21 protein-coding genes are annotated in these 20,526 nt (G+C 67.9%); 5 read left to right on the forward strand and 16 right to left on the reverse strand.

Annotated features, from left to right (window positions below):
- Positions 1–138: 138 nt before the first annotated feature.
- The 3 genes from C6A86_RS22020 to C6A86_RS22030 are packed head-to-tail and all read right to left on the reverse strand — an operon-like array spanning position 139 to position 3,721.
- On the reverse strand, positions 139–969 hold the full coding sequence (locus tag C6A86_RS22020; protein ID WP_105365121.1) for an acyl-ACP desaturase: 831 nt from the start codon (positions 967–969) through the stop codon (positions 139–141).
- Positions 970–1,022: 53 nt separating this feature from the next.
- Positions 1,023–2,489 carry a glycine hydroxymethyltransferase gene (locus tag C6A86_RS22025; RefSeq protein WP_105365120.1) on the reverse strand — a complete coding sequence of 489 codons (1,467 nt, stop codon included), beginning with the start codon at positions 2,487–2,489 and terminating at the stop codon, positions 1,023–1,025.
- A 23-nt stretch (positions 2,490–2,512) separates the two neighbouring features.
- The gene (locus C6A86_RS22030) at positions 2,513–3,721 is read right to left on the reverse strand and encodes a DUF885 domain-containing protein (RefSeq protein WP_233213151.1); all 1,209 of its coding nucleotides are present in this window, start codon (positions 3,719–3,721) and stop codon (positions 2,513–2,515) included.
- Positions 3,722–3,752: 31 nt separating this feature from the next.
- On the opposite strand from C6A86_RS22030, the gene coaA reads away from it, so the two are divergent.
- Positions 3,753–4,685 carry a type I pantothenate kinase gene (coaA, locus tag C6A86_RS22035; protein WP_105365119.1) on the forward strand — a complete coding sequence of 311 codons (933 nt, stop codon included), beginning with the start codon at positions 3,753–3,755 and terminating at the stop codon, positions 4,683–4,685.
- Between the two features lie 60 nt (positions 4,686–4,745).
- Here the strand turns inward: coaA and C6A86_RS22040 are convergent, their stop codons facing one another.
- The 3 genes from C6A86_RS22040 to C6A86_RS22050 all read right to left on the reverse strand — a co-directional run bounded on the left by C6A86_RS22040 (position 4,746) and on the right by C6A86_RS22050 (position 7,514).
- Entirely contained in the window at positions 4,746–5,150 is a 405-nt protein-coding gene (locus tag C6A86_RS22040; protein ID WP_105365118.1) for a hypothetical protein, read from the reverse strand.
- Positions 5,151–5,352: 202 nt separating this feature from the next.
- Positions 5,353–6,711 (reverse strand): hypothetical protein, encoded by a 1,359-nt coding sequence (locus C6A86_RS22045; protein WP_105365117.1) that lies wholly within the window; start codon positions 6,709–6,711, stop codon positions 5,353–5,355.
- A gap of 5 nt (positions 6,712–6,716) precedes the next feature.
- Positions 6,717–7,514 carry a (2Z,6E)-farnesyl diphosphate synthase gene (locus C6A86_RS22050; protein ID WP_105365116.1) on the reverse strand — a complete coding sequence of 266 codons (798 nt, stop codon included), beginning with the start codon at positions 7,512–7,514 and terminating at the stop codon, positions 6,717–6,719.
- A gap of 56 nt (positions 7,515–7,570) precedes the next feature.
- Between C6A86_RS22050 and C6A86_RS22055 the strand changes: the two genes are divergently transcribed.
- Positions 7,571–8,344, forward strand: a complete 774-nt coding sequence (locus tag C6A86_RS22055) for a hemolysin III family protein (RefSeq protein WP_105365115.1) — start codon at positions 7,571–7,573, stop codon at positions 8,342–8,344.
- 58 nt (positions 8,345–8,402) lie between these two features.
- Here the strand turns inward: C6A86_RS22055 and C6A86_RS22060 are convergent, their stop codons facing one another.
- The 4 genes from C6A86_RS22060 to mca are packed head-to-tail and all read right to left on the reverse strand — an operon-like array spanning position 8,403 to position 11,901.
- Positions 8,403–8,771, reverse strand: coding sequence for a nuclear transport factor 2 family protein (locus C6A86_RS22060; RefSeq protein WP_105365114.1), 369 nt, complete (start codon positions 8,769–8,771; stop codon positions 8,403–8,405).
- Positions 8,772–8,781: 10 nt separating this feature from the next.
- A complete protein-coding gene (locus C6A86_RS22065) occupies positions 8,782–10,797 on the reverse strand; it encodes a thioredoxin domain-containing protein (protein ID WP_105365113.1) in 2,016 nt (671 codons plus the stop codon).
- The gene (locus C6A86_RS22070; RefSeq protein ID WP_105365112.1) at positions 10,781–11,038 is read right to left on the reverse strand and encodes a hypothetical protein; all 258 of its coding nucleotides are present in this window, start codon (positions 11,036–11,038) and stop codon (positions 10,781–10,783) included. Before C6A86_RS22070 ends, C6A86_RS22065 begins: the two co-directional genes overlap by 17 nt.
- Complete coding sequence (gene mca / locus C6A86_RS22075; protein WP_105365111.1) at positions 11,035–11,901, reverse strand: mycothiol conjugate amidase Mca; 867 nt, start codon at positions 11,899–11,901, stop codon at positions 11,035–11,037. Before mca ends, C6A86_RS22070 begins: the two co-directional genes overlap by 4 nt.
- A gap of 95 nt (positions 11,902–11,996) precedes the next feature.
- Between mca and C6A86_RS22080 the strand changes: the two genes are divergently transcribed.
- The 3 genes from C6A86_RS22080 to C6A86_RS22090 all read left to right on the forward strand — a co-directional run bounded on the left by C6A86_RS22080 (position 11,997) and on the right by C6A86_RS22090 (position 13,822).
- A complete protein-coding gene (locus C6A86_RS22080; protein ID WP_105365110.1) occupies positions 11,997–12,422 on the forward strand; it encodes a DUF4307 domain-containing protein in 426 nt (141 codons plus the stop codon).
- 204 nt (positions 12,423–12,626) lie between these two features.
- On the forward strand, positions 12,627–13,121 hold the full coding sequence (greA, locus tag C6A86_RS22085) for a transcription elongation factor GreA (RefSeq protein WP_105365109.1): 495 nt from the start codon (positions 12,627–12,629) through the stop codon (positions 13,119–13,121).
- A 35-nt stretch (positions 13,122–13,156) separates the two neighbouring features.
- A complete protein-coding gene (locus tag C6A86_RS22090) occupies positions 13,157–13,822 on the forward strand; it encodes a GPP34 family phosphoprotein (protein WP_105365108.1) in 666 nt (221 codons plus the stop codon).
- On the opposite strand, the gene C6A86_RS22095 is transcribed toward C6A86_RS22090, so the two are convergent.
- The 6 genes from C6A86_RS22095 to C6A86_RS22120 form a co-directional block, all read right to left on the reverse strand.
- Positions 13,819–14,991: a cystathionine gamma-synthase gene (locus C6A86_RS22095; RefSeq protein WP_311100862.1), complete on the reverse strand. Its 1,173-nt coding sequence runs from the start codon at positions 14,989–14,991 to the stop codon at positions 13,819–13,821. The genes C6A86_RS22090 and C6A86_RS22095 overlap by 4 nt on opposite strands.
- A 79-nt stretch (positions 14,992–15,070) precedes the next feature.
- Positions 15,071–16,066: a hypothetical protein gene (locus C6A86_RS22100; RefSeq protein WP_311100863.1), complete on the reverse strand. Its 996-nt coding sequence runs from the start codon at positions 16,064–16,066 to the stop codon at positions 15,071–15,073.
- A 130-nt stretch (positions 16,067–16,196) separates the two neighbouring features.
- Positions 16,197–17,141, reverse strand: coding sequence for a hypothetical protein (locus C6A86_RS22105; protein ID WP_311100864.1), 945 nt, complete (start codon positions 17,139–17,141; stop codon positions 16,197–16,199).
- Positions 17,142–17,236: 95 nt separating this feature from the next.
- A complete protein-coding gene (locus C6A86_RS22110) occupies positions 17,237–17,866 on the reverse strand; it encodes an RDD family protein (RefSeq protein WP_311100865.1) in 630 nt (209 codons plus the stop codon).
- A 154-nt stretch (positions 17,867–18,020) separates the two neighbouring features.
- The gene (locus C6A86_RS22115; protein WP_105361505.1) at positions 18,021–19,415 is read right to left on the reverse strand and encodes a cystathionine beta-synthase; all 1,395 of its coding nucleotides are present in this window, start codon (positions 19,413–19,415) and stop codon (positions 18,021–18,023) included.
- Between the two features lie 29 nt (positions 19,416–19,444).
- On the reverse strand, positions 19,445–20,491 hold the full coding sequence (locus C6A86_RS22120; protein WP_105361507.1) for an alpha/beta hydrolase: 1,047 nt from the start codon (positions 20,489–20,491) through the stop codon (positions 19,445–19,447).
- Positions 20,492–20,526 lie beyond the last annotated feature (35 nt).

A 20,526-nucleotide genomic window follows, 5' to 3' on the forward strand; every position in this document is an offset into this window, starting at 1 on the left:
GACCGGGGCCGGTCCCGTTCTCGCGAAAAGATCGGTACCGCCCGGACAGCAAAGCAATTCGCTAGCCATCGGAATCGACGCTACTCCCGCTCTACGGGATGCGCTTGGCAGGCGCGCCGGGCCAACCGGCACAACAGGTTACGCGCCGGTGAACTCTCGTAACTCTGGTTCCTCGGCGACGCCCCATGCGGCGATCCGGTCGGCGATAACAGCACGTCGGGCGGCTTCGTCGAAGATGCCGGCCTCGGCGACGGTGGCACGCTTGTCGGCGTAGGCCTCGATGTCCCCACCGAGGACGTCGAGCTCTGCGGCGCGGCGGGCGATGGCGCTGACGGTCTCGGCGCGGGTGTCGGTGGCCAGGCAGTGCGCCACCAGGTTGGCGAAGAACTCCTCGTGGCGTTCCTCGTCGGCGGCGATCCGGCCGATGAGGCCCTTGAGGGTGGGCTCGGTGATCTGCGCCTGCAGGTTGCGGGTGAACACCGCGTGCTCGCGCTCGAAGAACGTCATGAACACCAGGGTCTCGATCTGGGAGAAGCGATCGGCCCGGTAGCCCTTCATGACGTGCTCGACGCGCACGTCCTCATTGGCCGACGGGTCGATCTCGCGGGTGACCACCAGGTAGTTGCGCAGCGCGATGGCGTGCAGGTGCTCCTCGGCGGTCCAGCGGCCGATCCAGCGGCCCCACTTCTCCTCGAGGATGAAGTGCTCGACGATCTCGCGGTGGTGCGCGGCGAGGTTGTCCTTGGTGATGAGCAGGATCTCGCAGGCATCGGTGACCGGCTTGGGCAGGGTCACCTGAGACGGATCCCAGTCCTTGCCGCCCAGGAAGGCGAAGTTCTCGCCCTGGTCGAAGGGCACATAGTCGTGGCCGTACCAGGGCTCCTCGGTCGCGAGGTGTCGCGACAGGTTCTCCGCCACGACCGGCTCGAGCTCAAGGATCAGCGCGTTGGCAACGGGTTTCTCAGCCATAAAAGTAACTGTAACCCGCATTCACACGTTTCTAAAAATCCGCCGACGGCGTGTCAGAGGGTGAGTCCCGGGTAGAGCGGGTTGGCCGCCAGGATCTCCGCCGACGCGGCGTGAACCCGGTCGGCGACCCCGTCGGCCAGCTTGTACTTGGCCTTTGACGGGCCGCTGGAGGCGGCGGCGGGCTCGGTGTTCTTCAGCACGTCGACGACGAGTTCGGCCACCCGATCGAACTCGGCGGCACCGAAGCCGCGGGTGGTCAGCGCCGGCGTGCCGAAACGGATGCCGCTGGTGTACCAGGCGCCGTTCGGGTCGGCCGGGATGGAGTTGCGGTTGGTGACGACGCCGGCGTCCAGCAGCGCCGATTCGGCCTGCCGGCCGGTCAGCCCGAACGAGGTGACGTCCAGCAGCACCAGATGGTTGTCGGTGCCGCCGGTGACAAGTCGCGCCCCCCGCTTGAGGAAGCCGTCGGCCAGCGCCTTGGCGTTGTCGGCGACGGCCTGCGCGTACTCGCGGAACGCGGGCTGACGCGCCTCGGCCAACGCAACGGCCTTGGCCGCCATCACGTGCGAGAGCGGTCCGCCCAGCACCATCGGGCAGCCCTTGTCGACGGCGGGGGCGTACTCCTCGGTGGCCAGCACCAGGCCGCCGCGCGGTCCGCGCAGCGACTTGTGCGTCGTGGTGGTGGTGACGTGCGCGTGCGGCACCGGATCTTCGTCGCCGGTGAACACCTTGCCGGCCACCAGACCGGCGAAGTGGGCCATGTCGACCAGCAGCGTGGCGCCGACCTCGTCGGCGATCTCGCGCATGGTGGCGAAGTTGACCCGGCGCGGGTAGGCCGAATAGCCGGCGACCAGGATCAGTGGCTTGAACTCGCGGGCCGCGGCGGCCACGGCGGCGTAGTCGATCAGGCCGGTCTCCGGGTCGGTGCCGTAGCTGCGCTGGTGGAACATCTTGCCGGACACGTTGGGCCGGAAGCCGTGGGTGAGGTGGCCGCCGGTCTCCAGCGACATGCCGAGCAGCCGCTGGTTGCCCAGCTTGGCGCGCAGCGCCTCCCAGTCCTGTTCGGACAGGTCGTTGACGTTCTTGGCGCCGAGTTCGGCCAGGCCCGGAGCCTCGATCCGGGTCGCCAGAATGGCCCAGTAGGCGACCAGGTTGGCGTCGATCCCGGAGTGCGGCTGGGCGTAGGCGTAGGGGGCGCCGAACAGTTCGCGCGCGTGCTCGGCGGCGAGCGCCTCGACGGTGTCGACGTTCTGGCAGGCGGCGTAGAAACGGTGCCCGATGGTGCCCTCGGCGTACTTGTCGGAGAACCAGGTGCCCATGGTCAGCAGCACCGCCGGGGAGGCGTAGTTCTCGCTGGCGATCAGCTTGAGCGAATCCCGCTGATCGGCAAGCTCTTTGCGGGTCGCGGCGGCGATACGGGGCTCGACCGACTCGATCACGGCCAGCGCGGCCCGGTAGGCCTCGCTGGCGGTGGCGGCGTACTCAACACCCGGAGCGGTCAACGACGAGTCGGCAGTCATGCCGCCAGCCTATCGCCCTGGAATCACCGCAGGCTGGACGGGATCAGCGGCTCGTCGAGCAGCCGGCCGAACCGCTCGGTCAGCGAGACCCCGGCGGGCCGGTCGTCGATCCACGCCCGCAGCAGCCGGTACCCCTCGACATAGGTGCTGGTGTAGGCGCGCCACAGCGGGGAGGACAGAAAGCGCAGCATCTGGCGCGCCCGCTCGTCGCTGACCAACAGCCATCGGCTCAGGTAGGCCGCGACATCGTCGATGTCGCGGTGCTCGTCGTGCAGCATCAGGGCCGCGTCCTGGCGCACATCGGCCAGCGCCGCGGCCGCCTCGGAGATGGCCGCCGAACGGTCACCGTCGAACCGCAGGCCCAGATCGGCGTAGATCTCGGCGGCCCAGCCGCCCCAGGACGGACCCTGCACGGCGTACAGCGCCAGATCTGCCAGCCCCTCGGCCATCAGGCATTGCGGGGTGTTGACCAGGAAGATGGTCTGCTCGTCCTGGTGCAGGCCGGCCACCAACCCGGCCTCCTTGCGGCAGTGCTCGGTGTGGTGGCCGGGATAGGACTCGTGTGCGACGAGACGCGGCAGGTTCGACATCTGCTGTTTGAGGTCGGCGTTGACCGCGACGGTCGAGGTGTAGTCGCCGAGGTAGTAGTTGAATCCCGACCACGGTTTGTCGGTGACCACCTCGTAGGTGATCGTCTCGCTCTCGGGCAGCGGATAGGTGGCGCGCACCGTGTCCCGCAGCGCCGAGGAGAACGCGTGGATGCACTCCTCGAGGCGGTCCGGCGGGATCTCCTCGCCGACGCGGTAGGCCTGTAGCCGCTGCGCCAGCGGACCGCTGCCGCCCAGCGCCTCGTCGAGCTTGGTGTGGGCGTCGCGATAGCGATCCGGGTCGCCCTTGGCGATATCGACGTCGAAGTATTCGCGGACCTCCTCGACGAATCCGACCTGCTCCCCGGCGAACTTGCGGCCGGCACACGCCAGCGCCTTCAGGTGGGCGGCAAGGTAGCCGGCGCGCTGCGCGTCGAGACCCTCGGTGCCCGGCACCTCGGCCAGCAGTCGCCGGGCCTCGCGCGCCAGGTCGGCCGGGTCCGGGGTGGGCTCGTCGGCGACCTGGCGGCGCAGCGCCGGGTCGCCGGTGAAGGAGTCGACATAGCCCTCCTCGACCCTGTCGAACCGCAAGCCGAGCAGCAGGTACTCACGAATCAGCGTGCCCGAATCCATACCGGCGTTCATACCCGTCAACGTTAGATGCAAGACTTGCGATATGCCGCGGCCCAGCGAGCCGAGCCCATATGTGGAGTTCGACCGGACCCAATGGCGCTCGCTGCGCATGGCGACGCCGCTCGCACTCAACGAATCCGAACTGACCGGCCTGCGTGGCCTCGGTGAGCAGATCGACCTGCTGGAGGTCGAAGAGGTCTATCTGCCGCTGGCCCGGTTGATCCATCTGCAGGTCGCCGCGCACCAACGGCTGTTCGCCGCCACTGCGGAGTTCCTCGGCGAGCAGCACACCGACCGGCCGGTGCCGTTCGTCATCGGGGTCGCCGGCAGCGTGGCCGTCGGCAAGTCGACCACAGCTCGTGTGCTCAAGGCGCTGCTGGGCCGCTGGGAGCACCATCCTCGCGTCGACCTGGTGACCACCGACGGATTCCTGTACCCGAACTCCGAGCTGCTGCGCCGGAACATCATGCACCGCAAAGGTTTTCCGGAGAGCTACGATCGCCGGGCCTTGATGCGTTTCGTCACCGCGGTGAAATCGGGTGCCGACAAGGCTTGCGCCCCGGTCTATTCGCACCTGATCTACGACATCGTGCCCGGCGAGTTGCAGATGATCCGGCAGCCCGACATCCTCATCCTGGAGGGCCTCAACGTGCTGCAGACCGGCCCGGCGCTGATGGTCTCGGATCTGTTCGACTTCTCGCTGTATGTCGATGCGCGCGTCGAGGACATCGAGCAGTGGTACATCTCGCGGTTCCTGTCGATGCGGGCCGGGGCGTTCGCCAATCCGGCGTCCCACTTCCACCACTATTCGACGCTCACCGATGAGCAGGCGGTGTTCGCCGCCCGCGACATCTGGCATTCGATCAACCGCCCCAACCTGATCGAGAACATCCTGCCGACCCGGCCGCGCGCCACCCTGGTGCTGCGCAAGGACTCCGATCACTCCATCAACCGGCTGCGCCTGCGCAAGCTCTGACACAGCGATTTCGGCGCGCTCGCGATCGCCAGGCGAACGCCAACGCGCCGAAACCGAGGCTCAGATGCGGCGCACGCCGACGTACTGCAACTCGGCCATCACCAGGGTGTAGACGCCGGTGCCGAGCACGAGGATCACCCCGGTCGTGGTCAAGGGCCACACCCCGGCCAGCACCACGACCACCGTGAGCACGCTGAAGAGCAGGTTGCCGATGGCCAGCAGCAGCCCGGATGTACGCACAGCGGGGCGGGCGGCCAGGAACAGCACGACGGCACTGAAGCCCACGAAGAAGGCGCCGGTCGCGTACTCGACTGCCGCGGTGGTGCCCGACACTTCGGCCACCTGACGGGCCAGCAGGAGAAGTCCGACGCCGGTGGCGCCACTGATGAGCGCGTCGGCGCGCATGGCCAGGCGCAGGAATGCGTCGGGACGAGTGGATACGGCGGGGGCGGTGATGGCGGACATGGATCTTCCTTTCACGGGGCGGTCGGTGAGGGTTGTGACCGGTGTGGGACGCCGCCGCGTGCCTCGACACCCGGGCATCTGCACCCCGGGTGCGCGGGACGTCCCGCACCGGTGGCCGGAACAGCTTCTGACCCCTTCGACACTGCTCTCCAAGGCGCTGCCAGTTCGACACCGGACGCTGCCAATCGCTGCCAGCCGCAGCTCAGCGCGCTTGGGACACCAGTCCGCCGCGCAGATCTGCGGCGATCACGCGGGCGGCCGCGTTCTGCCAGTTGTGCAGCGAGCGCTGCGGCACCTCGGTGACCAACCACTGCCAGGCTTGGCGGGCCACCGGGTCGAGGCCGGCCGCGGTCGCGTTCTGCGCGTAGGCGCGTACCCCGACCACATAAGGGAAGTACAGCGAGTTGTAGTGCCGCCACTGCTCGCTGGTACCGAAGTCGCTGCCGTCGCGCGGTTTGAGCGCGGCGATGCGGTCGGCGAGCAGGGCCTTCAGTTCGTTGGCCCGCTCCAGCGGCTGATCCGGCGCGCCGCGGGCGGCCAGCCGTTCATCGATGGCCGGCAGCGCGGTCAGCGGGCTGGCGACGAGTTTGGACAGATCTCCGTAGTGCCCGAGCGCGCGGCGGGTCAGCCGGACGAAGGTGTCGTCATCGACATCGTGGAGCGGGTTGGCCGACCGCAACGGCAGCGCCGCCTCGGTGCTGCGCAACGCGGCCCGCTCGGCCCGCAGCGCGGGTGCGCGGGAGAAGGCCAGCCGGTCCAGCACACCGGCCAGCGGGTCGGCCAGCACGTTGATCGCGATCGCGATGCCCAGGCTGGTGAACAGCAGCACGGTCAGCGCGGTCGCCGCGGACGGGCCCGCGACCGCCAGCCCGATGATCGCCTGCCCGCCGAACAGCACCGCGACGGCGGCCGTCGCCGTGAAGGACCTCAGCATGTCCGCGCGCAGCGCCTGCCCCTCGTCGAAGGCGTCCCACAGCGCCACCGCGATCCCGAGCAGCGCGACGTCGAAACCGGTGGAGGCCAGCGCCAGTCCGCTCGGCAGCAACCCGAGCGGAATGATGAGGATCACGTTGGCCAGCGCGAAGAACAGCGTGGCCACCAACACGAAGCGCACCACCGGCACCGGCTGCGCCGGACGCAACATGGCGGTGACCATGGCGCCCAGCGACGGCAGCGAGACCGCGGCGAACATCAGCCAATGACCGAGCCGAAGCGGCCCGTCGACGTCACCGGCCAGGGCGGCGCCGGTGAGTGCCACCGCGGCGACCGCGCCCACCAGCGCGATCTCGCGCACCCGTCCGCGCCAGGTGTCCGGGGGCCGGGACAGTTCGACGAGCACCGCGAACCAGGCGATGCCCGGCAGCGCCATCAGGTAGATCTCGATGCGGCCCAGCACGTCCGACTGGGTGACCACCCGCACCGCGTCGAGCGCGACCACCAGGGCGAAGCTGGTCAGACCGGCGGCCGCCAGGACCAGCACCGGTTTGCGAGGGTCCCGCGCGAGCAGGTAGAGCCCGAGCCACCAGCTGAGCGCGAACACGATCGCCGAGAGGCCCGCCACCGCAGTTACCTGCCGTGCCTGCGGTGCCGCATGGTGTAGTCGCGCAGCGCGCGCAGGAAGTCGACCCGGCGGAACGCCGGCCAGTGCGCCTCGGTGAACCACATCTCCGAATAGGCGCTCTGCCACAGCAGAAATCCGGAGAGACGTTGCTCACCGGAGGTCCGGATGACGAGATCGGGGTCAGGCTGGCCCGAGGTGTACAGGTTTTCCGAGATCGCCTCGACGGTCACGGATTCGATGAGTTGCTCGGCGCTGGCACCGTTGGCCAGCTGCTTGCTCAGCAGCCCGCGCACCGCGTCGACGATCTCCTGGCGGCCGCCGTAGCCGACGGCGACGTTGACCTGAAGCGCGCCGGGTGCCGCCGAGCCCACCGTGCCCTCCACGGCGTCGCGGAGCCGGCGGGCCGGCTCCTCGCCCAACAATTCCAGGTCACCTACGGTGCGCACACTCCAGCGGTTGGCGGGGTCGCAGATCTCCTCGACGACATCGGTGATGATGTCGATCAGTGCGCCCAGCTCGTCGGGGTCCCGCTGCAGGTTCTCCGTCGAGAGCAGGTAGACCGTCGTCAGCTCGATACCCGCGGCCTGGCACCAGCGCAGCATCTCGGCGATCTTCGCCGCGCCCTTGCGGTAGCCGTAACTGACATCGTCGAACCCGGCGTCACGGGCCCAGCGGCGATTTCCGTCACACAACACCGCGATGTGACGCGGGAGCTCAGACCTGGCCTGCGCCAACTCTCTACGCAACCGCAATTCATAGAGCCGGTAAGCCGGCTCCTTGAGTCGCGGCGGAATGATCTCCACAGCCAACAAGACTACTGTGATGAGCGGGTTGGTCCGTGCCACTCAGGGGAGGTGACATGACGGAATCGAGAAGCGCAGCGGGATCGCGCACCGAACCCGGGTCGATCGACACAAGCCGGCCGTACCGGTCAGCGGCGGTGCATCAAGCCGAAGACCTGCCCGAGGCCTTCGCCGACGGCGTCGCACAATTCCTGGGCCGGCCACGCGCACGCGGCTGGATCCACGTGTACTCGGCGGTCGTCGCGTTCATCGCCGGGGCCGCGCTCGTCGCGGTGTCGTGGTCGCTGGAATCGACGCGCGCCGGGCTGGCGACGCTGCTCTACACGTTCACCATTGTGGCGATGTTCGCCGTCAGCGGTACCTATCACCGGGTGACATGGCAGTCGCCCAAGGCGCGCAAATGGATGAAGCGCCTGGACCATTCGATGATCTTCATCTTCATCGCCGGCAGCTACACGCCGTTCGCGCTGCTGGCACTGCCCGAATCCAAGGGCATGGTGCTGTTCTGGATCGTCTGGGGCGGCGCCATCGCCGGGGTGTTCCTCAAGATGTTCTGGCCGTCGGCGCCGCGCTGGGTGGGCGTGCCGCTCTACTTGCTGCTGGGCTGGGTCGCGGTGTGGTTCATCGGGCCGATCATGGACGGCGCCGGGCTGGCCGCGGTGGTGCTGCTGATCGTCGGCGGCGCGCTCTACAGCGTCGGCGGGGTGCTCTACGGGCTCAAGTGGCCCAACCCATGGCCGACCACGTTCGGCCACCACGAGTTCTTCCACGCCTGCACCGCGGTCGCGGCCATCTGCCACTACATCGCGATGTGGTTCGCGGTCTTCTAGAGCCGGCGATTTGTGGAGTTTTCGTCGGACTCATTCTGACGAAAACTCCACAAATCACTCAAAGCTGGGTGATGTCCGCCGGACCCCAGAACGCCCGCATCGAGGTGATCTGGCCCTCGGCGTTGAACGCCATGATCTCGATCGGCTCGATGCGCATGGCGCCGCCGACGGTGATGGCGAAGACGAACGCCGCCTCGCTGCCGCCTGCGCGGAACGACAGCAGCTCGGTCTTCACCTCGACGCCGCTGACGTTCTTGTAGAACCCCGCGATCGCCTGACGGCCGATGTGCACCTCACCACCGCCCACCGGGTCCTCCAGGGTGGCGTCCTCGGCGTAGAGGGCGGCCACGTCATCGGCGCTGCCGGTGACGACGGTGTCCAGGTAGCGCTGGACGAAACCTTGCAAGACATCCGGCTCGAAGCTCATGAGCGGCAGGCTACACGGATGGCCCGGGGGCAATGGGAGAAAGCGCGGCAGCGAGATCCTGCACCGTGGTGACGGGCAGATCGCACACCCGTCCGCGGCACACGTAGGCGGCATCGCGCCCACCCACCCGGTCGCGTCCGGTCAGCAACTCCGATGAATCCACCGCGCCTCCGACCACCACGGCACCGCCCGGTGCGAGCCTGCGCGCGGCGGTCAGGAGCTCCGAGTGCGCGGGGTCGCATGCCACGGCGATCTGGATCGGTCCGCGCACCGCGGCCTCCGCGACGGCAAGCCAATGTCCACCGGAGCGTGGAAGTTTGGCCAGCACCGTGGTGGCGGACGCCAGGGTGGCATCGGCCGCCGCGGCGTAGCGCGAATCCCCGCTCAGGTGCGCCGCCAGCTGCAGTGCCTCGGCGATCGAGGACGCGCCGGACGGGGTGGCGCCGTCGAGCGGATCCGCCGGCCGCAGCATCAGCGCCTCGGCATCGTCGGCGGTGTCGAACCAGCGGCCCGGCCGCCCGGCATCGGCGAAATGTTCCAGCACGGTGTCGAGCAGACCGGTGGCGGTCGTGAGCCAGGCCGGCGTCCCGTTGCGCTGATACAGCCCGCACATCGCGGTGATCAGGGTCGCGTAGTCCTCCAGGATCGCCGAGCTCTCACCGACCACCCCACCGAGGCTGGCGCGGCGCAGCCGACCGCCGACCAGATGCAGGAGCAGCAGCTCACGCGCGCATACCGTTGCGGCGTCGGCGTATTCGGGCTTGTCCAACGCCACCGAGGCCTCCATGAGCGCGGTGATGGCCAGTCCGTTCCATGCCGTCACGACCTTGTCGTCGCGACCGGGCTGGGGACGCTGCGCGCGGGCGGCGAGCAACGCGGCCCGCACCCGCTCGAAGCGCGTCTGGTCGTCGGGGTCGGCGGGCAGTTGCAGCACCGAGCTGCCGTGCTCGAAGGTGCCGCTCGCCGTCACCCCGAAAAGCGAAGCGGCCCAGTCTGCGTCCTCACCCAGGACATCGCGGAGTTGCGCCGGCGTCCAGGAGTAGGTGAGCCCCTCCACCCCGTTCGCGTCGGCGTCCAGCGATGAGGTGAACATGCCACCCGCGCCGAGATTGTCGACGATGAACCGGGCTGTCTCATCGGCGATCTTGCGCGCCAGCGGATTTCCCGTGATCCGCGCCCAGTGCGCATAGAACCGCAGCAGCAGCGCGTTGTCGTAGAGCATCTTCTCGAAGTGCGGCACCACCCAGTCCGGGTCCACGCTGTAGCGGGCGAAACCGCCGGCGAGCTGGTCGTAGATACCGCCGCGCGCCATCGCCGTGCCGGCCCGTTCCACCGCGGCCAGCACCTCTTCCGAACCGGTGCGTTCGTAGTGGCGCAGCAGCGCCTCCAGCACCGCCGAGGGCGGGAACTTGGGCGCTGGTTGAGAATTGTTGTAGAACCCGCCACGTTCGAGGTCCTCATCACGCAGTACCGCGGCCACCGCCTCATCGCACAACCGGGGATCCAACGCCGGCCCGGTGCCCGGCAGGCGCGCGCTCATCGCCCGCAGTTCCCCGGCAATCTCGTCGGAGGCCTGCTCGACCTCACCGCGCCGCTGCTGCCAGGTCTCCTTGACGGCCGAAACAAGCTGCAGAAAGCCCTCTTTGGGGTAATAGGTGCCACAGAAGAAGGGCCGGCCGTCCGGGGTCAGGAAACACGTCATGGGCCAGCCGCCCTGGCCGGTCAGCGCGACGGTGGCGTTCATGTAGATGGCGTCCAGATCCGGACGCTCCTCGCGGTCGACCTTGATGCAGACGAAGTCGTCGTTCACGGCCGCCGCGACATCGGCGTCCTCGAAGGATTCGTGCGCCATCACATGGCACCAGTGGCAGGCGGCGTACCCGACGGACAGCAGGATCGGCACGTCGCGGGCGGCGGCCTCGGCCAGCGCCTGCGCGCTCCACTGCTGCCAGTGCACCGGGTTGTCCGCGTGCTGGCGCAGGTAAGGGCTGGTGGACTCGCCCAGGGTGTTACCCCTTGGTGTCACCCTTGAACTCACCTGCCGTGCCCTCGTCGACGGCCTGATCGGGTTCGGGATGCTCCGGGTCGAACGATTCCGGCAGCCGCTTGAGGTGCCGGTTCATCGACCAGACCAACGCGAAGGTGCCGATCAGCAACAGCACCAGCACCAGCAGGCCCACCGGGCTGGCCTTGCCGAAGTCCGGACCGGTCTGGCGCGGCCCCTCCTCGGCCAGCAGGCCGGCGGCGATCAGGAATAGGTCGGTCATGTTGTGATCCCTGCGAAGAGGTCGGTCTCGGGCAGCCGCACCGGCACACGGGACCGCGCGAGCTCGAATTCCTCGGTCGGCCACAGCCGCTGCTGCCACTCCATGGGCGTGGTGAAGAAGAAACTCTTCGGGTCGATCTGGGTGGCATGCGCGAGCAGGGCCTCATCGCGCTGCGCGAAGAACTTCGCGCACTCCACCCGGGTGGTCACCCGCGCTTCGATCACGTCCTCCTCGGCATCCCAGTTCTCCAGCCACTTGGCGAACGGGCCGTCCTGGCCGTGCTTGGCGAACTCGTCCTGCAGGACCTGCATGCGCTGCCGCAGGAAACCGTGGTTGTAGTACAGCTTGGACACCGCCCACGGTTCCCCGGCTTCGGGGTAGCGAAGGTGGTCGGCCGCGGCCTCGTAGGCGGCGACGGACACCTCGTGGCACCGGATGTGATCCGGGTGCGGGTACCCGCCGTTCTCGTCGTAGGTGGTCAGCACGTGCGGGCGGAACTCGCGGATCACCGCGACCAGCGCCTCGGTCGGCCCGTCCAGCGGCACCGTGGCGAAAGAGCCCTCCGGCAGCGGCGGCAGCGGGTCGCCCTCGGGCAGCCCGGAGTCCACATAACCCAGCCATCGGTGTTCGACACCCAGGATCTCGGCCGCCTTGGCCATCTCGTCGCGGCGCACCTCGTGGATGCGTCCGTGCACCTCAGGGATGTCCATCGCCGGGTTCAGGATGTCACCGCGTTCACCGCCGGTGAGGGTCACGACCATGACCCTGGCACCTTCGGCCGCGTACCGGGCGGTGGTGGCCGCGCCCTTGCTGGACTCGTCATCGGGGTGGGCGTGTACCGCCATCAAGCGCAATTCAGTCATCGTGTCTGATCCAACGAGGCGTCCCTCTCGCGTATGCCCACCGCTCTATAGTTCCAGCTGTAGTGGAACCAACTGACCGACGGGCACCCTTAACCTTGACCATCGAGCGTCCCACCGCCCGTTACGGGCGGCAGAAGTTGTCCCGACGCACCCGTCGCCGAGTGGTGATCGGGTTGTTCCTGCTGATTGTGACGGCAGGAGTGGTGATCGCGCTCATCGCGTTCCAGCGGTTCGGGACCGGCGACGTCAAAGGCGAGCTCGGCGGCTACGAAATTGTCGACGACGAGACCGTGGCGGTGACGATCACCGTCACCCGCACCGATCCGTCGGTGCCCGCGGTGTGCATCGTGCGGGCCCGTTCCATCAGCGGCGACGAGACCGGCCGCCGCGAGATTCTGGTGCCGCCGTCCACCGAATCGTCGGTGGTGATCGACGTGGTGGTCAAATCCACGAAACCGCCGGTGGTCGGCGATATTTATGGCTGCGGCATCGATGTGCCCGGGTATCTGGTGGCGCCCTAGAGACGTCCGCGGGACGAACAGCGAACTGCGAAATCGTGAAAACGGGTTGACTCTGCGGTGGTAGGCTCGGGCAATACACGGTTCCGGCTGGAGCCGTGTATTGCTGCATTAGCGCGCTGCCACGGCGCTTGCGATCGCGGCAATACATGACATTCCCACGCGATACAGCGCGCGAGAAAAGATCAACGACAGGAGCGCGAGGACATGACCGATACCCAGGTCACCTGGCTGACCGAAGAGGCTTTCGACCGTTTGAAGGCGGAGCTGGACCAGCTGATCGCCAACCGTCCCGTCATCGCCGCCGAGATCAACGATCGTCGTGAAGAGGGCGACCTGCGCGAGAACGGTGGCTACCACGCCGCCCGTGAGCAGCAGGGCCAAGAAGAAGCGCGCATCCGTCAGCTCCAGGAGCTGCTGAACAACGCCAAGGTCGGCGAGGCCCCCAAGCAGTCCGGTGTCGCACTGCCCGGTTCGGTGGTGAAGGTGCAGTACGGCGACGACGAGGACGACACCGAGACGTTCCTGATCGCCACCCGCCAGGAGGGCGTCAGCGACGGCAAGCTCGAGGTGTATTCGCCGAAGTCACCGCTGGGCGAGGCCCTGCTCGACAAGCGCGTCGGCCAGAAGGCCACGTACACGATTCCCAATGGCAGCACCGTCACGGTGACCTTGCTCAGCGCGGAGCCGTACCACTCCTGAGGCCGTCCGCCGCGGCGGGACGATAGGTTTCTCCGGTGGCCCAGATCGCCGAGGACCTGCTCCTGCTGCTGCTCGACAACGCGTCGGCGCAGCCCGGGCTGGATCGGCAGCGTCGGCGACGCGTGCTCGGCGCGGCCATCCTGCTGGACCTGGCCTGGGCGTGCCGCGTCCGGCCAGCAGTCCATGGCGAGCCGGTCGAAACCGGGCGTCTCGTCGCCCTGACCGGTTCGGGCCCGTTGGATCCCGTCACCGGACCGGCCTTGCAGCTGCTCTCGAAGCGGCCGTTGCGACCGGCGTCGGCCATCGCCAAGCTGAGCAGGCATGCCGAGGAAGCGCTGGTCGCACACCTGGAATGTAGCGGGCAGATCCGGCGGATCCCGTTGCCCTCCAAGGGCTTCAAGAAGGCAACAGCGTACCCGCTGGTGAGCCGCGATCGCGTCGGCCCGGCCCGATCGGCGCTGCTGTCGGCCCTGTTCGACCGGCGCCCACCCACCCCGCCGACGGCGGCGATCATCTCGTTGCTGCACGCCACCGACGGTCTGGGCGCGCTGCTGAGCCTCAACGACCGGGGCTGGCGCTGGGTGCATGCCCGGGCCGGCGAGATCGCCCTGGGCAGCTGGGTCGACGAGTCCCCCACCGCACTGCCCGAGGTCAATCTGGCCGTCACGGTGTCCGCGCTGCGGCCCGCCCTGGGCTCCTAGCGCAGCGCCTGCTCCAGATCGCCCAGCAGGTCGGCGGCCTCCTCGATACCGACCGACAGCCGGACCAGATCCTCGGGCACCTCGAGCTGCGACCCCGCGGTGGAGGCGTGCGTCATCGCACCGGGATGCTCGATCAGAGATTCCACGCCACCCAGCGATTCGGCGAGAATGAAGATCTCTGTTCGGGCGCAGAATTCCTGGGCCGCGGCCCGGCCGCCGCGCAGTCGCACCGACACCATGCCGCCGAAACCGGACATCTGCTTGGCCGCGACCTCGTGGTTGGGGTGGCTGGGCAGACCGGGATAGAGCACCGTGTCGATCGCCGGGTGCTCGACCAGGAATTCGGCCACCTTGGCGGCGTTCTCGCTGTGCCGCTGCATGCGCAGCACCAGGGTCTTGAGACCCCGCATGGTCAGGTAGGCGTCGAACGGACCCGGTACCGCACCGGCGCCGTTCTGCAGGAACGCGAACGCGGTGTCGAGTTCCTCATCGCTGGTCAGTAGTGCGCCGCCGACCACATCGGAATGCCCGCCGATGTACTTCGTCGTCGAGTGCAACACGATATCGGCGCCGAGGGTCAGCGGCTGCTGCAACGCCGGAGAGGCAAAGGTGTTGTCCACCAGCAACTTCGCACCCACCCGGCGGGAAATCTCGGAGATCCCGGCGATATCGGCGATGGACAGCAGCGGGTTGGTGGGCGTCTCGACCCAGACCAGCTTCGTCTTCTCGGTGATCGCGGCCGTGACGGCATCCAGATCACTCAGCGCCACCGGTGTGTAGTGAATCCCCCACTGGGTGAACACCTTGTCGATGAGGCGGAAGGTGCCACCGTAGGCGTCATCGGGGATGACGACGTGGTCGCCCGGACGCAGTACGGCGCGCAGGGCACAGTCGGTGGCGGCCATGCCCGAGGCGAAGGCGCGGCCGTGGTCGGCCTGCTCGACGGCGGCCAGCGAGGCCTCCAGCGCGGCGCGGGTCGGGTTGCCGGTGCGGGCGTACTCGTAGCCGCCCCGCAGCCCGCCCACCCCGTCCTGGGCGAAGGTGGAACTGGCGTAGATCGGGGCGTTGACGGCGCCGGTGGCCGGGTCGGGCCGGAAGCCGGCGTGGATGGCCCGGGTCGCCAGACCCTGCCACCGGTGTGCGTCATGTGCGGAGCGCTGTTCACCCATGCGGACAAGGGTAGTGGGGCCCGCACAAACGAAACGGGGTGGACCGTCTCGGCCCACCCCGCTTCTTGCGTACCTGCCGTTACGGCGTCAGCGGTGCGACCTGTCCGCCGGTGAGCCGCCGGAAGGCGTAGACCTCGAACAGGATCGCGACCGGGGCGGCCACGATGATGCCGATACCGCACAGCAGCGATCCGACGAAGATGATCACCGCGAACAACAGCCAGGTGATCAGCACCTGGACGAAGTTGTTCTTGGCGATGTCGATGCTCGCCTTGATCGCGTCGATCGCCGAGAGGTTGCGGTCCAGCAGTGCAACGGTGGTGAAGAACGCGAAGATCGACACGATCAGACCGGGCAGATAGCACAGGGCGTTGCCGATCGCCGTCGCGACACCGACGAGCACGGTGGCGATGATGACGGGTCCGATGAGCCTCGGCTTGAAGAACGACCCTGCCGTCACCGGAACGCCGTTGGCGATATCCAGGATGCCGCTGATGTAGGCCGACGAGATCGCCGCCAGCAGCACCAGCAGGATCAGGCCGCCGAGGGCGAGCACGATGAAGCTGGCCACCCCGAATCCGGCGCTGTACTCGTAGCTGAAGCCCGAGTCGTAGGAGTCATAGGTCGTCACGCCACTGGGCGCCAGTGCGAACGCCAGACCGTAGACGATGCCGCCGACGATGCCCACGACCAGCGCGTACACCAGCGTCGGGACGATCAGCGCGGCGGCGTTCTTGCTGAACTTGTTCCACGCCCACGAGAACGCATCGCCGACGCTGTACTGCGCCGGCCCGCCGGGATAGCCCGCGGGCGGGTATCCGGCCGGCGGCGGGGGCGCGAAACCACCCTGCGGCGGAGGCGGCGGCGGGTAACCGCCCTGCGGGGGCGGTGGATAGCCGCCCTGCGGAGGCGGTGGGTAACCGCCCTGCGGAGGCGGTGGATAGCCGCCCTGCGGAGGCGGCGGGTAGTTGCCTTGCGGCGGTGGGTAATTACCCGGTGGCGGATAGCCGCCCGGGGGCGGGACGTTCTCGGGCGGCGGCGGGAATCCGCCCGGCGGGGTGGGTGGTTGAGTCATGTCACCTTCTCGTGGGACTGGTAGCTGACAGTGAAACTCCGGCCCGCGCCGGATCTACGCGGGCCGATGCCTGCAGTGAGCCTATGACACTCCGGCCCGCCTGCGGCTTTCATGATCACTTTCATGATCACTACGGTGTCAGCGGCGCGACGTAACCCCCGCTGAGCTTGCGGTAGGCGTACACCGTGACCAGCGCGATCACCGGGTACGCGACGATCAAACCGACCAGACACGCCAGCACGCCCAGGATGCCGATGCCGATGGTCGTCAACCAGGTGAGTGCCACCGGGCCGAAGTTGGCCTTGGCCATGTTGAAGCTGGTGCTCAGTCCGTCGATCCCCGATACGTTGCGATCGACGACGACGGCCGTGGTGAAGAACAGCATGATGGTGGCGATCACGCCGGGCACGATGCACAGCAGCACACCGATGGCCACGATGATGCTGGACAGGACCGACGCGATGATGACGTTGACGACATTCCGCGGTTTGAAGAACGAACCGATCTCCACCGGTTGCCCGTTGGCGATGTCGAGCATGCCGCCGATATAGGCGGATTGGACCACTGCCGCCACGATCACCGTGATGATGCCGCCGATGACGGAGACGACGATGCCGCCGAGGCCCATCGAGATGCTGGCCGAATAACCGTCCCCGTAGGACGAGCTGTCCACGGTGCTGAATGCGGTGGAGATCGTTTGAATCACGCCCTGCAGCACCGCATAGACCACACCGAACACCAGGGTGGGAACCAGGATGGCCGCAGCGTTCTTGCTGAACTTGTTCCATGCCCAGGAGACCGCTTCACCGACCCGGTAGGCCGGTGCGCCGAATCCGGGCGACCCCGGCACCGGGTATCCCGGCGGCGGGTAATTGCCTTGCGGCGGCGGGTAGTTCCCCGGCGGGGGTGGGTAGCCACCCGGTGGAGGGTATGCACCCGGAGGTGGCGGGTAGCCACCTGGCGGTGGGTAAGCGCCCGGCGGCGGTGGGTAGTTGCCTTGTGGCGGCGGGTACCCGCCGGGAGGCGGGGTGTTCTCCGGGGGTGGCGGGAATCCGTCCGGTGGTGGTTGAGTCATGTCACCTTCTCTTTGCGTTGTGGCGGAGAGTGAAACACCGGCCCGCAGAAGTCAATCCGCGGGCCGGCGCTTCCGGGAATCCTGCTGCTGCGGTGTCAGAGCGGCAGACAGACCGTCTTGACGATCTTGTCGGCGATCGTCTGGCGCTTGGCGTCCCAGAGCGGGAACAGGTAGCCGATGTAGCAGATGACGGCGTCCACCACGTGCGCCAGCTGCCGCACGATGGACATACCGAATCCTATTGGCTGGCCGGTGTTTTCGCTGACAACCTTGAACTTCAGAATGCCCTTGCCGATGCTCGACCCGGTCGTTCCCTGCCGGTAGCCGTAGTTCCAGATGATATAGGCGAGCGCCAGAATCCAGGTGATCGCGAACGATACCTGGCCCAGCGTCGAGGCGCCGGTGGCACAGAACTCACCGAGGTCGTATTCCGAGGTGTCGGTGACACACACCGTCTCTCGGGTTCCGAGCAGCAGGCCGTAGCCGATGCCCTCCAGGATCGCCACCGGGATGATGTCGATGATCCACGCCAGCACCCGGGTCAGCCACGGCGTGTAGGCCTCTTTGGGCAGTCCCCCACCAGGGGGCGGTCCACCGTATCCACCGCCGGGCGGCGGAGGTGGAGGCGGGAATCCACCCTGCGGAGGCGGTGGGTAACCACCGGGCGGCGGAGGCGGAGGAGGCGGCGGGTAATTCCCGGGAGGTGGTGGCGGTTGCTCGGTCATTGGCGCCTTCCAGGTGGGGAAACTAGCTGGCTCTGCGGCGAGTAACCCTACCTGAGAATATGCACAGCGTGGCCTCGCTCGCGCCAACTTCATCTACTGGATACGGCACCGATGGAAACCTTGCTTGCCAACGCAATCAGTGCGATTCGCCCGGTCAGCGCTGCGGGCCACCCTCGGACAGCGATCCCAACAGGTCGTGCCGGGTCAGCACGCCGATGGGCTTGCCGTCCTCGACCACCATGACGGCGTCGCAGTCGCGCAGCTCCTTTGCCGCGGTGCCGAGCAGCTCGCCGGATCCGATGAGCGGCAAGGGCTCACTCATGTGTAGCGCCACGGCGTCGGCCAACTTTGCTCGCCCTTCGAAAACCGCTGAGAGCAACTCCCTTTCGGATACGCTGCCGGCGACCTCGCCGGCCATCACCGGCGGTTCGGCACCCACCACCGGCATCTGCGACACCCCGTATTCGCGCAGGATGCTGATCGCGTCACGCACCGTCTCGGATGGATGGGTGTGCACCAGGTCCGGCAGCGCACCGGACTTGCGGCGCAACACCTCTCCGACGGTGACATCCTCGACCGATCCGTCCAGCCTGCTGCGCAGGAAACCGTAGGACGACATCCAGGCGTCGTTGAAAACCTTTGACAGGTAACCGCGCCCGCCATCGGGAAGCAGCACCACCACCAGCGCGTCGGGGCCGGCCTCCTGTGCCACCTTCAACGCGGCCACCGCCGCCATCCCGCACGACCCGCCGACCAGCAGCGCCTCTTCGCGGGCCAGCCGCCGGGTCATCTCGAAGGAATCCGCGTCGGAGACAGCGATGATCCGGTCCGGGACGGCGGGATCGTATGCGCTGGGCCAGAAATCCTCACCGACGCCCTCCACGAGGTAGGGACGACCGGTGCCTCCCGAGTACACCGAGCCCTCCGGATCGGCACCGATGACCTGCACGCGACCGTCCGACACCTCCTTGAGGTAACGGCCGGTGCCGGTGATGGTCCCGCCGGTGCCCACCCCCGCGACGAAATGCGTGATCTTGCCGTCGGTGTCTGCCCAGATCTCCGGGCCGGTGGTCTCATAGTGGCTCTCCGGGCCCATCGGGTTCGAGTACTGGTCGGGCTTCCAGGCACCGTCGATCTCCTCGACCAGCCGGTTGGACACGCTGTAGTAGCTCGCCGGATCATCCGGGGCGACGGCGGTCGGGCACACCACCACCTCGGCGCCGTAGGCCCGCAGCACGTTGCGCTTGTCCTCGCTGACCTTGTCCGGGCAGACGAAGACACACCGGTAGCCGCGCTGCTGAGCGACCAGGGCCAGCCCGACACCGGTATTTCCGGAGGTGGGTTCGACGATGGTGCCGCCGGGTTTGAGCTCCCCGGATGCCTCGGCGGCGTCGATCATCTTGATCGCGATGCGATCCTTGGCGCTCCCACCCGGGTTGAGGTACTCGATCTTCGCCGCGACCAGGCCCGACCCCGGTGCAACCACCGAGTTCAGCTGGACCAGCGGGGTATTGCCGATGAGCTCACTGATGTGCCTGGCGATACGCATAACACCATCGTCTCAGGCCGGTGATCAACTCACCACGTCGCCTCACGAATGTAGTCGCCGATCTGGCGCAGCGAGCGCGTCGCCTCGCTGACGATGGGTGAGCACAGCTGGAATACGTGCATCTGACCGGGCCAGATACGCACCTCGACCGGAACTCCGGCCTCGGCCAGCATCCGGGCGGCCTTGCGCGCGTCATTGAGCAGGACCTCTGACCCGGACACATGGATCAGCGTGCGGGGCAGCCCCGGCTCGATGTGCTCCAGCGGCTCGTAGATCTCCTCGCCCTGCCGCTTGGCCGCGCCGTCGATCATGTCGACCAGGGCGTCGAACGCCTTCGGCGGGAACATCGCATCGGTGCGCGCGTTCGGGTGCTGGGCGCGATTCGTGTTGTCGATCTCGAACAGCGGGGACATGGTGACGACGGCGGCGGGCATCTCGGCATCGGTTCCCTCGGCCTGCAACCGCTGCGCCAATGCCAGCGCCAGGTAGCCACCGGCCGAGTCACCGGCCAGCACGATGTTCTCGGGTGCGTAGCCGGTCAGCCGCAGCCACTTGTACGCGTCGTAACAGTCGTCGAGAGCCACCCCGATCGAGTGCTTCGGGATCATCCGGTAGTTCACGACGAACACCGGGCTGTCGGCGAACCGGGACAGCTCGGTCGTCAGCCGGCCATGGGTGTTCACCCCGCAGGTGAGGAAGGCGCCGCCGTGCAGGTAGAGGACGACGCTGCGTTTGCCGTCGGCGGGCAGCACCCCGGCCGCACGTACCAACTGCGCGGTGCAGTGCGGCAGCGCGATCGTGGCACGCACCGTGCCCGGTGCGGGGCGCAGCACCCGGGCAGCGAAATCCAGCAGGCCGAACGGCCAGGGCAGTTTGGGGATCTGACTACCGATTGCCAAAGTCGGCCTGATGGTCATCATGGCAACTAGCCCGGCGATCCGGCCCGCGATGCTGGCGCCGTCCTCGACGACCTCGACCGGCCGCCAGTCCCCGACCGGGAATCGCCGGGATTGCCGTGCTCTAGCTGGGCTTATCGCTGCGTGCGGTGAGCCTGAGACCCTGCTTGGTGCCGTCATCGCCACCACTTCCTACGACGTTGTAGTACCCGTTG

It is taken from the genome of Mycobacterium sp. ITM-2016-00316 (assembly GCF_002968335.2).
In the GTDB taxonomy this organism is placed as follows: domain Bacteria; phylum Actinomycetota; class Actinomycetes; order Mycobacteriales; family Mycobacteriaceae; genus Mycobacterium.

Bases quoted from the DNA above. Each gene is read 5' to 3' on its own strand.
- C6A86_RS22020 (WP_105365121.1), bottom strand. From the start codon at position 969: ATGGCTGAGAAACCCGTTGCCAACGCGCTGATCCTTGAGCTCGAGCCG.
- C6A86_RS22025 (WP_105365120.1), bottom strand. From the start codon at position 2,489: ATGACTGCCGACTCGTCGTTGACCGCTCCGGGTGTTGAGTACGCCGCC.
- C6A86_RS22030 (WP_233213151.1), bottom strand. From the start codon at position 3,721: ATGAACGCCGGTATGGATTCGGGCACGCTGATTCGTGAGTACCTGCTG.
- coaA (WP_105365119.1), top strand. From the start codon at position 3,753: ATGCCGCGGCCCAGCGAGCCGAGCCCATATGTGGAGTTCGACCGGACC.
- C6A86_RS22040 (WP_105365118.1), bottom strand. From the start codon at position 5,150: ATGTCCGCCATCACCGCCCCCGCCGTATCCACTCGTCCCGACGCATTC.
- C6A86_RS22055 (WP_105365115.1), top strand. From the start codon at position 7,571: ATGACGGAATCGAGAAGCGCAGCGGGATCGCGCACCGAACCCGGGTCG.
- C6A86_RS22060 (WP_105365114.1), bottom strand. From the start codon at position 8,771: ATGAGCTTCGAGCCGGATGTCTTGCAAGGTTTCGTCCAGCGCTACCTG.
- C6A86_RS22070 (WP_105365112.1), bottom strand. From the start codon at position 11,038: ATGACCGACCTATTCCTGATCGCCGCCGGCCTGCTGGCCGAGGAGGGG.
- mca (WP_105365111.1), bottom strand. From the start codon at position 11,901: ATGACTGAATTGCGCTTGATGGCGGTACACGCCCACCCCGATGACGAG.
- greA (WP_105365109.1), top strand. From the start codon at position 12,627: ATGACCGATACCCAGGTCACCTGGCTGACCGAAGAGGCTTTCGACCGT.
- C6A86_RS22095 (WP_311100862.1), bottom strand. From the start codon at position 14,991: ATGGGTGAACAGCGCTCCGCACATGACGCACACCGGTGGCAGGGTCTG.
- C6A86_RS22100 (WP_311100863.1), bottom strand. From the start codon at position 16,066: ATGACTCAACCACCCACCCCGCCGGGCGGATTCCCGCCGCCGCCCGAG.
- C6A86_RS22105 (WP_311100864.1), bottom strand. From the start codon at position 17,141: ATGACTCAACCACCACCGGACGGATTCCCGCCACCCCCGGAGAACACC.
- C6A86_RS22110 (WP_311100865.1), bottom strand. From the start codon at position 17,866: ATGACCGAGCAACCGCCACCACCTCCCGGGAATTACCCGCCGCCTCCT.
- C6A86_RS22115 (WP_105361505.1), bottom strand. From the start codon at position 19,415: ATGCGTATCGCCAGGCACATCAGTGAGCTCATCGGCAATACCCCGCTG.
- C6A86_RS22120 (WP_105361507.1), bottom strand. From the start codon at position 20,491: ATGACGGCACCAAGCAGGGTCTCAGGCTCACCGCACGCAGCGATAAGC.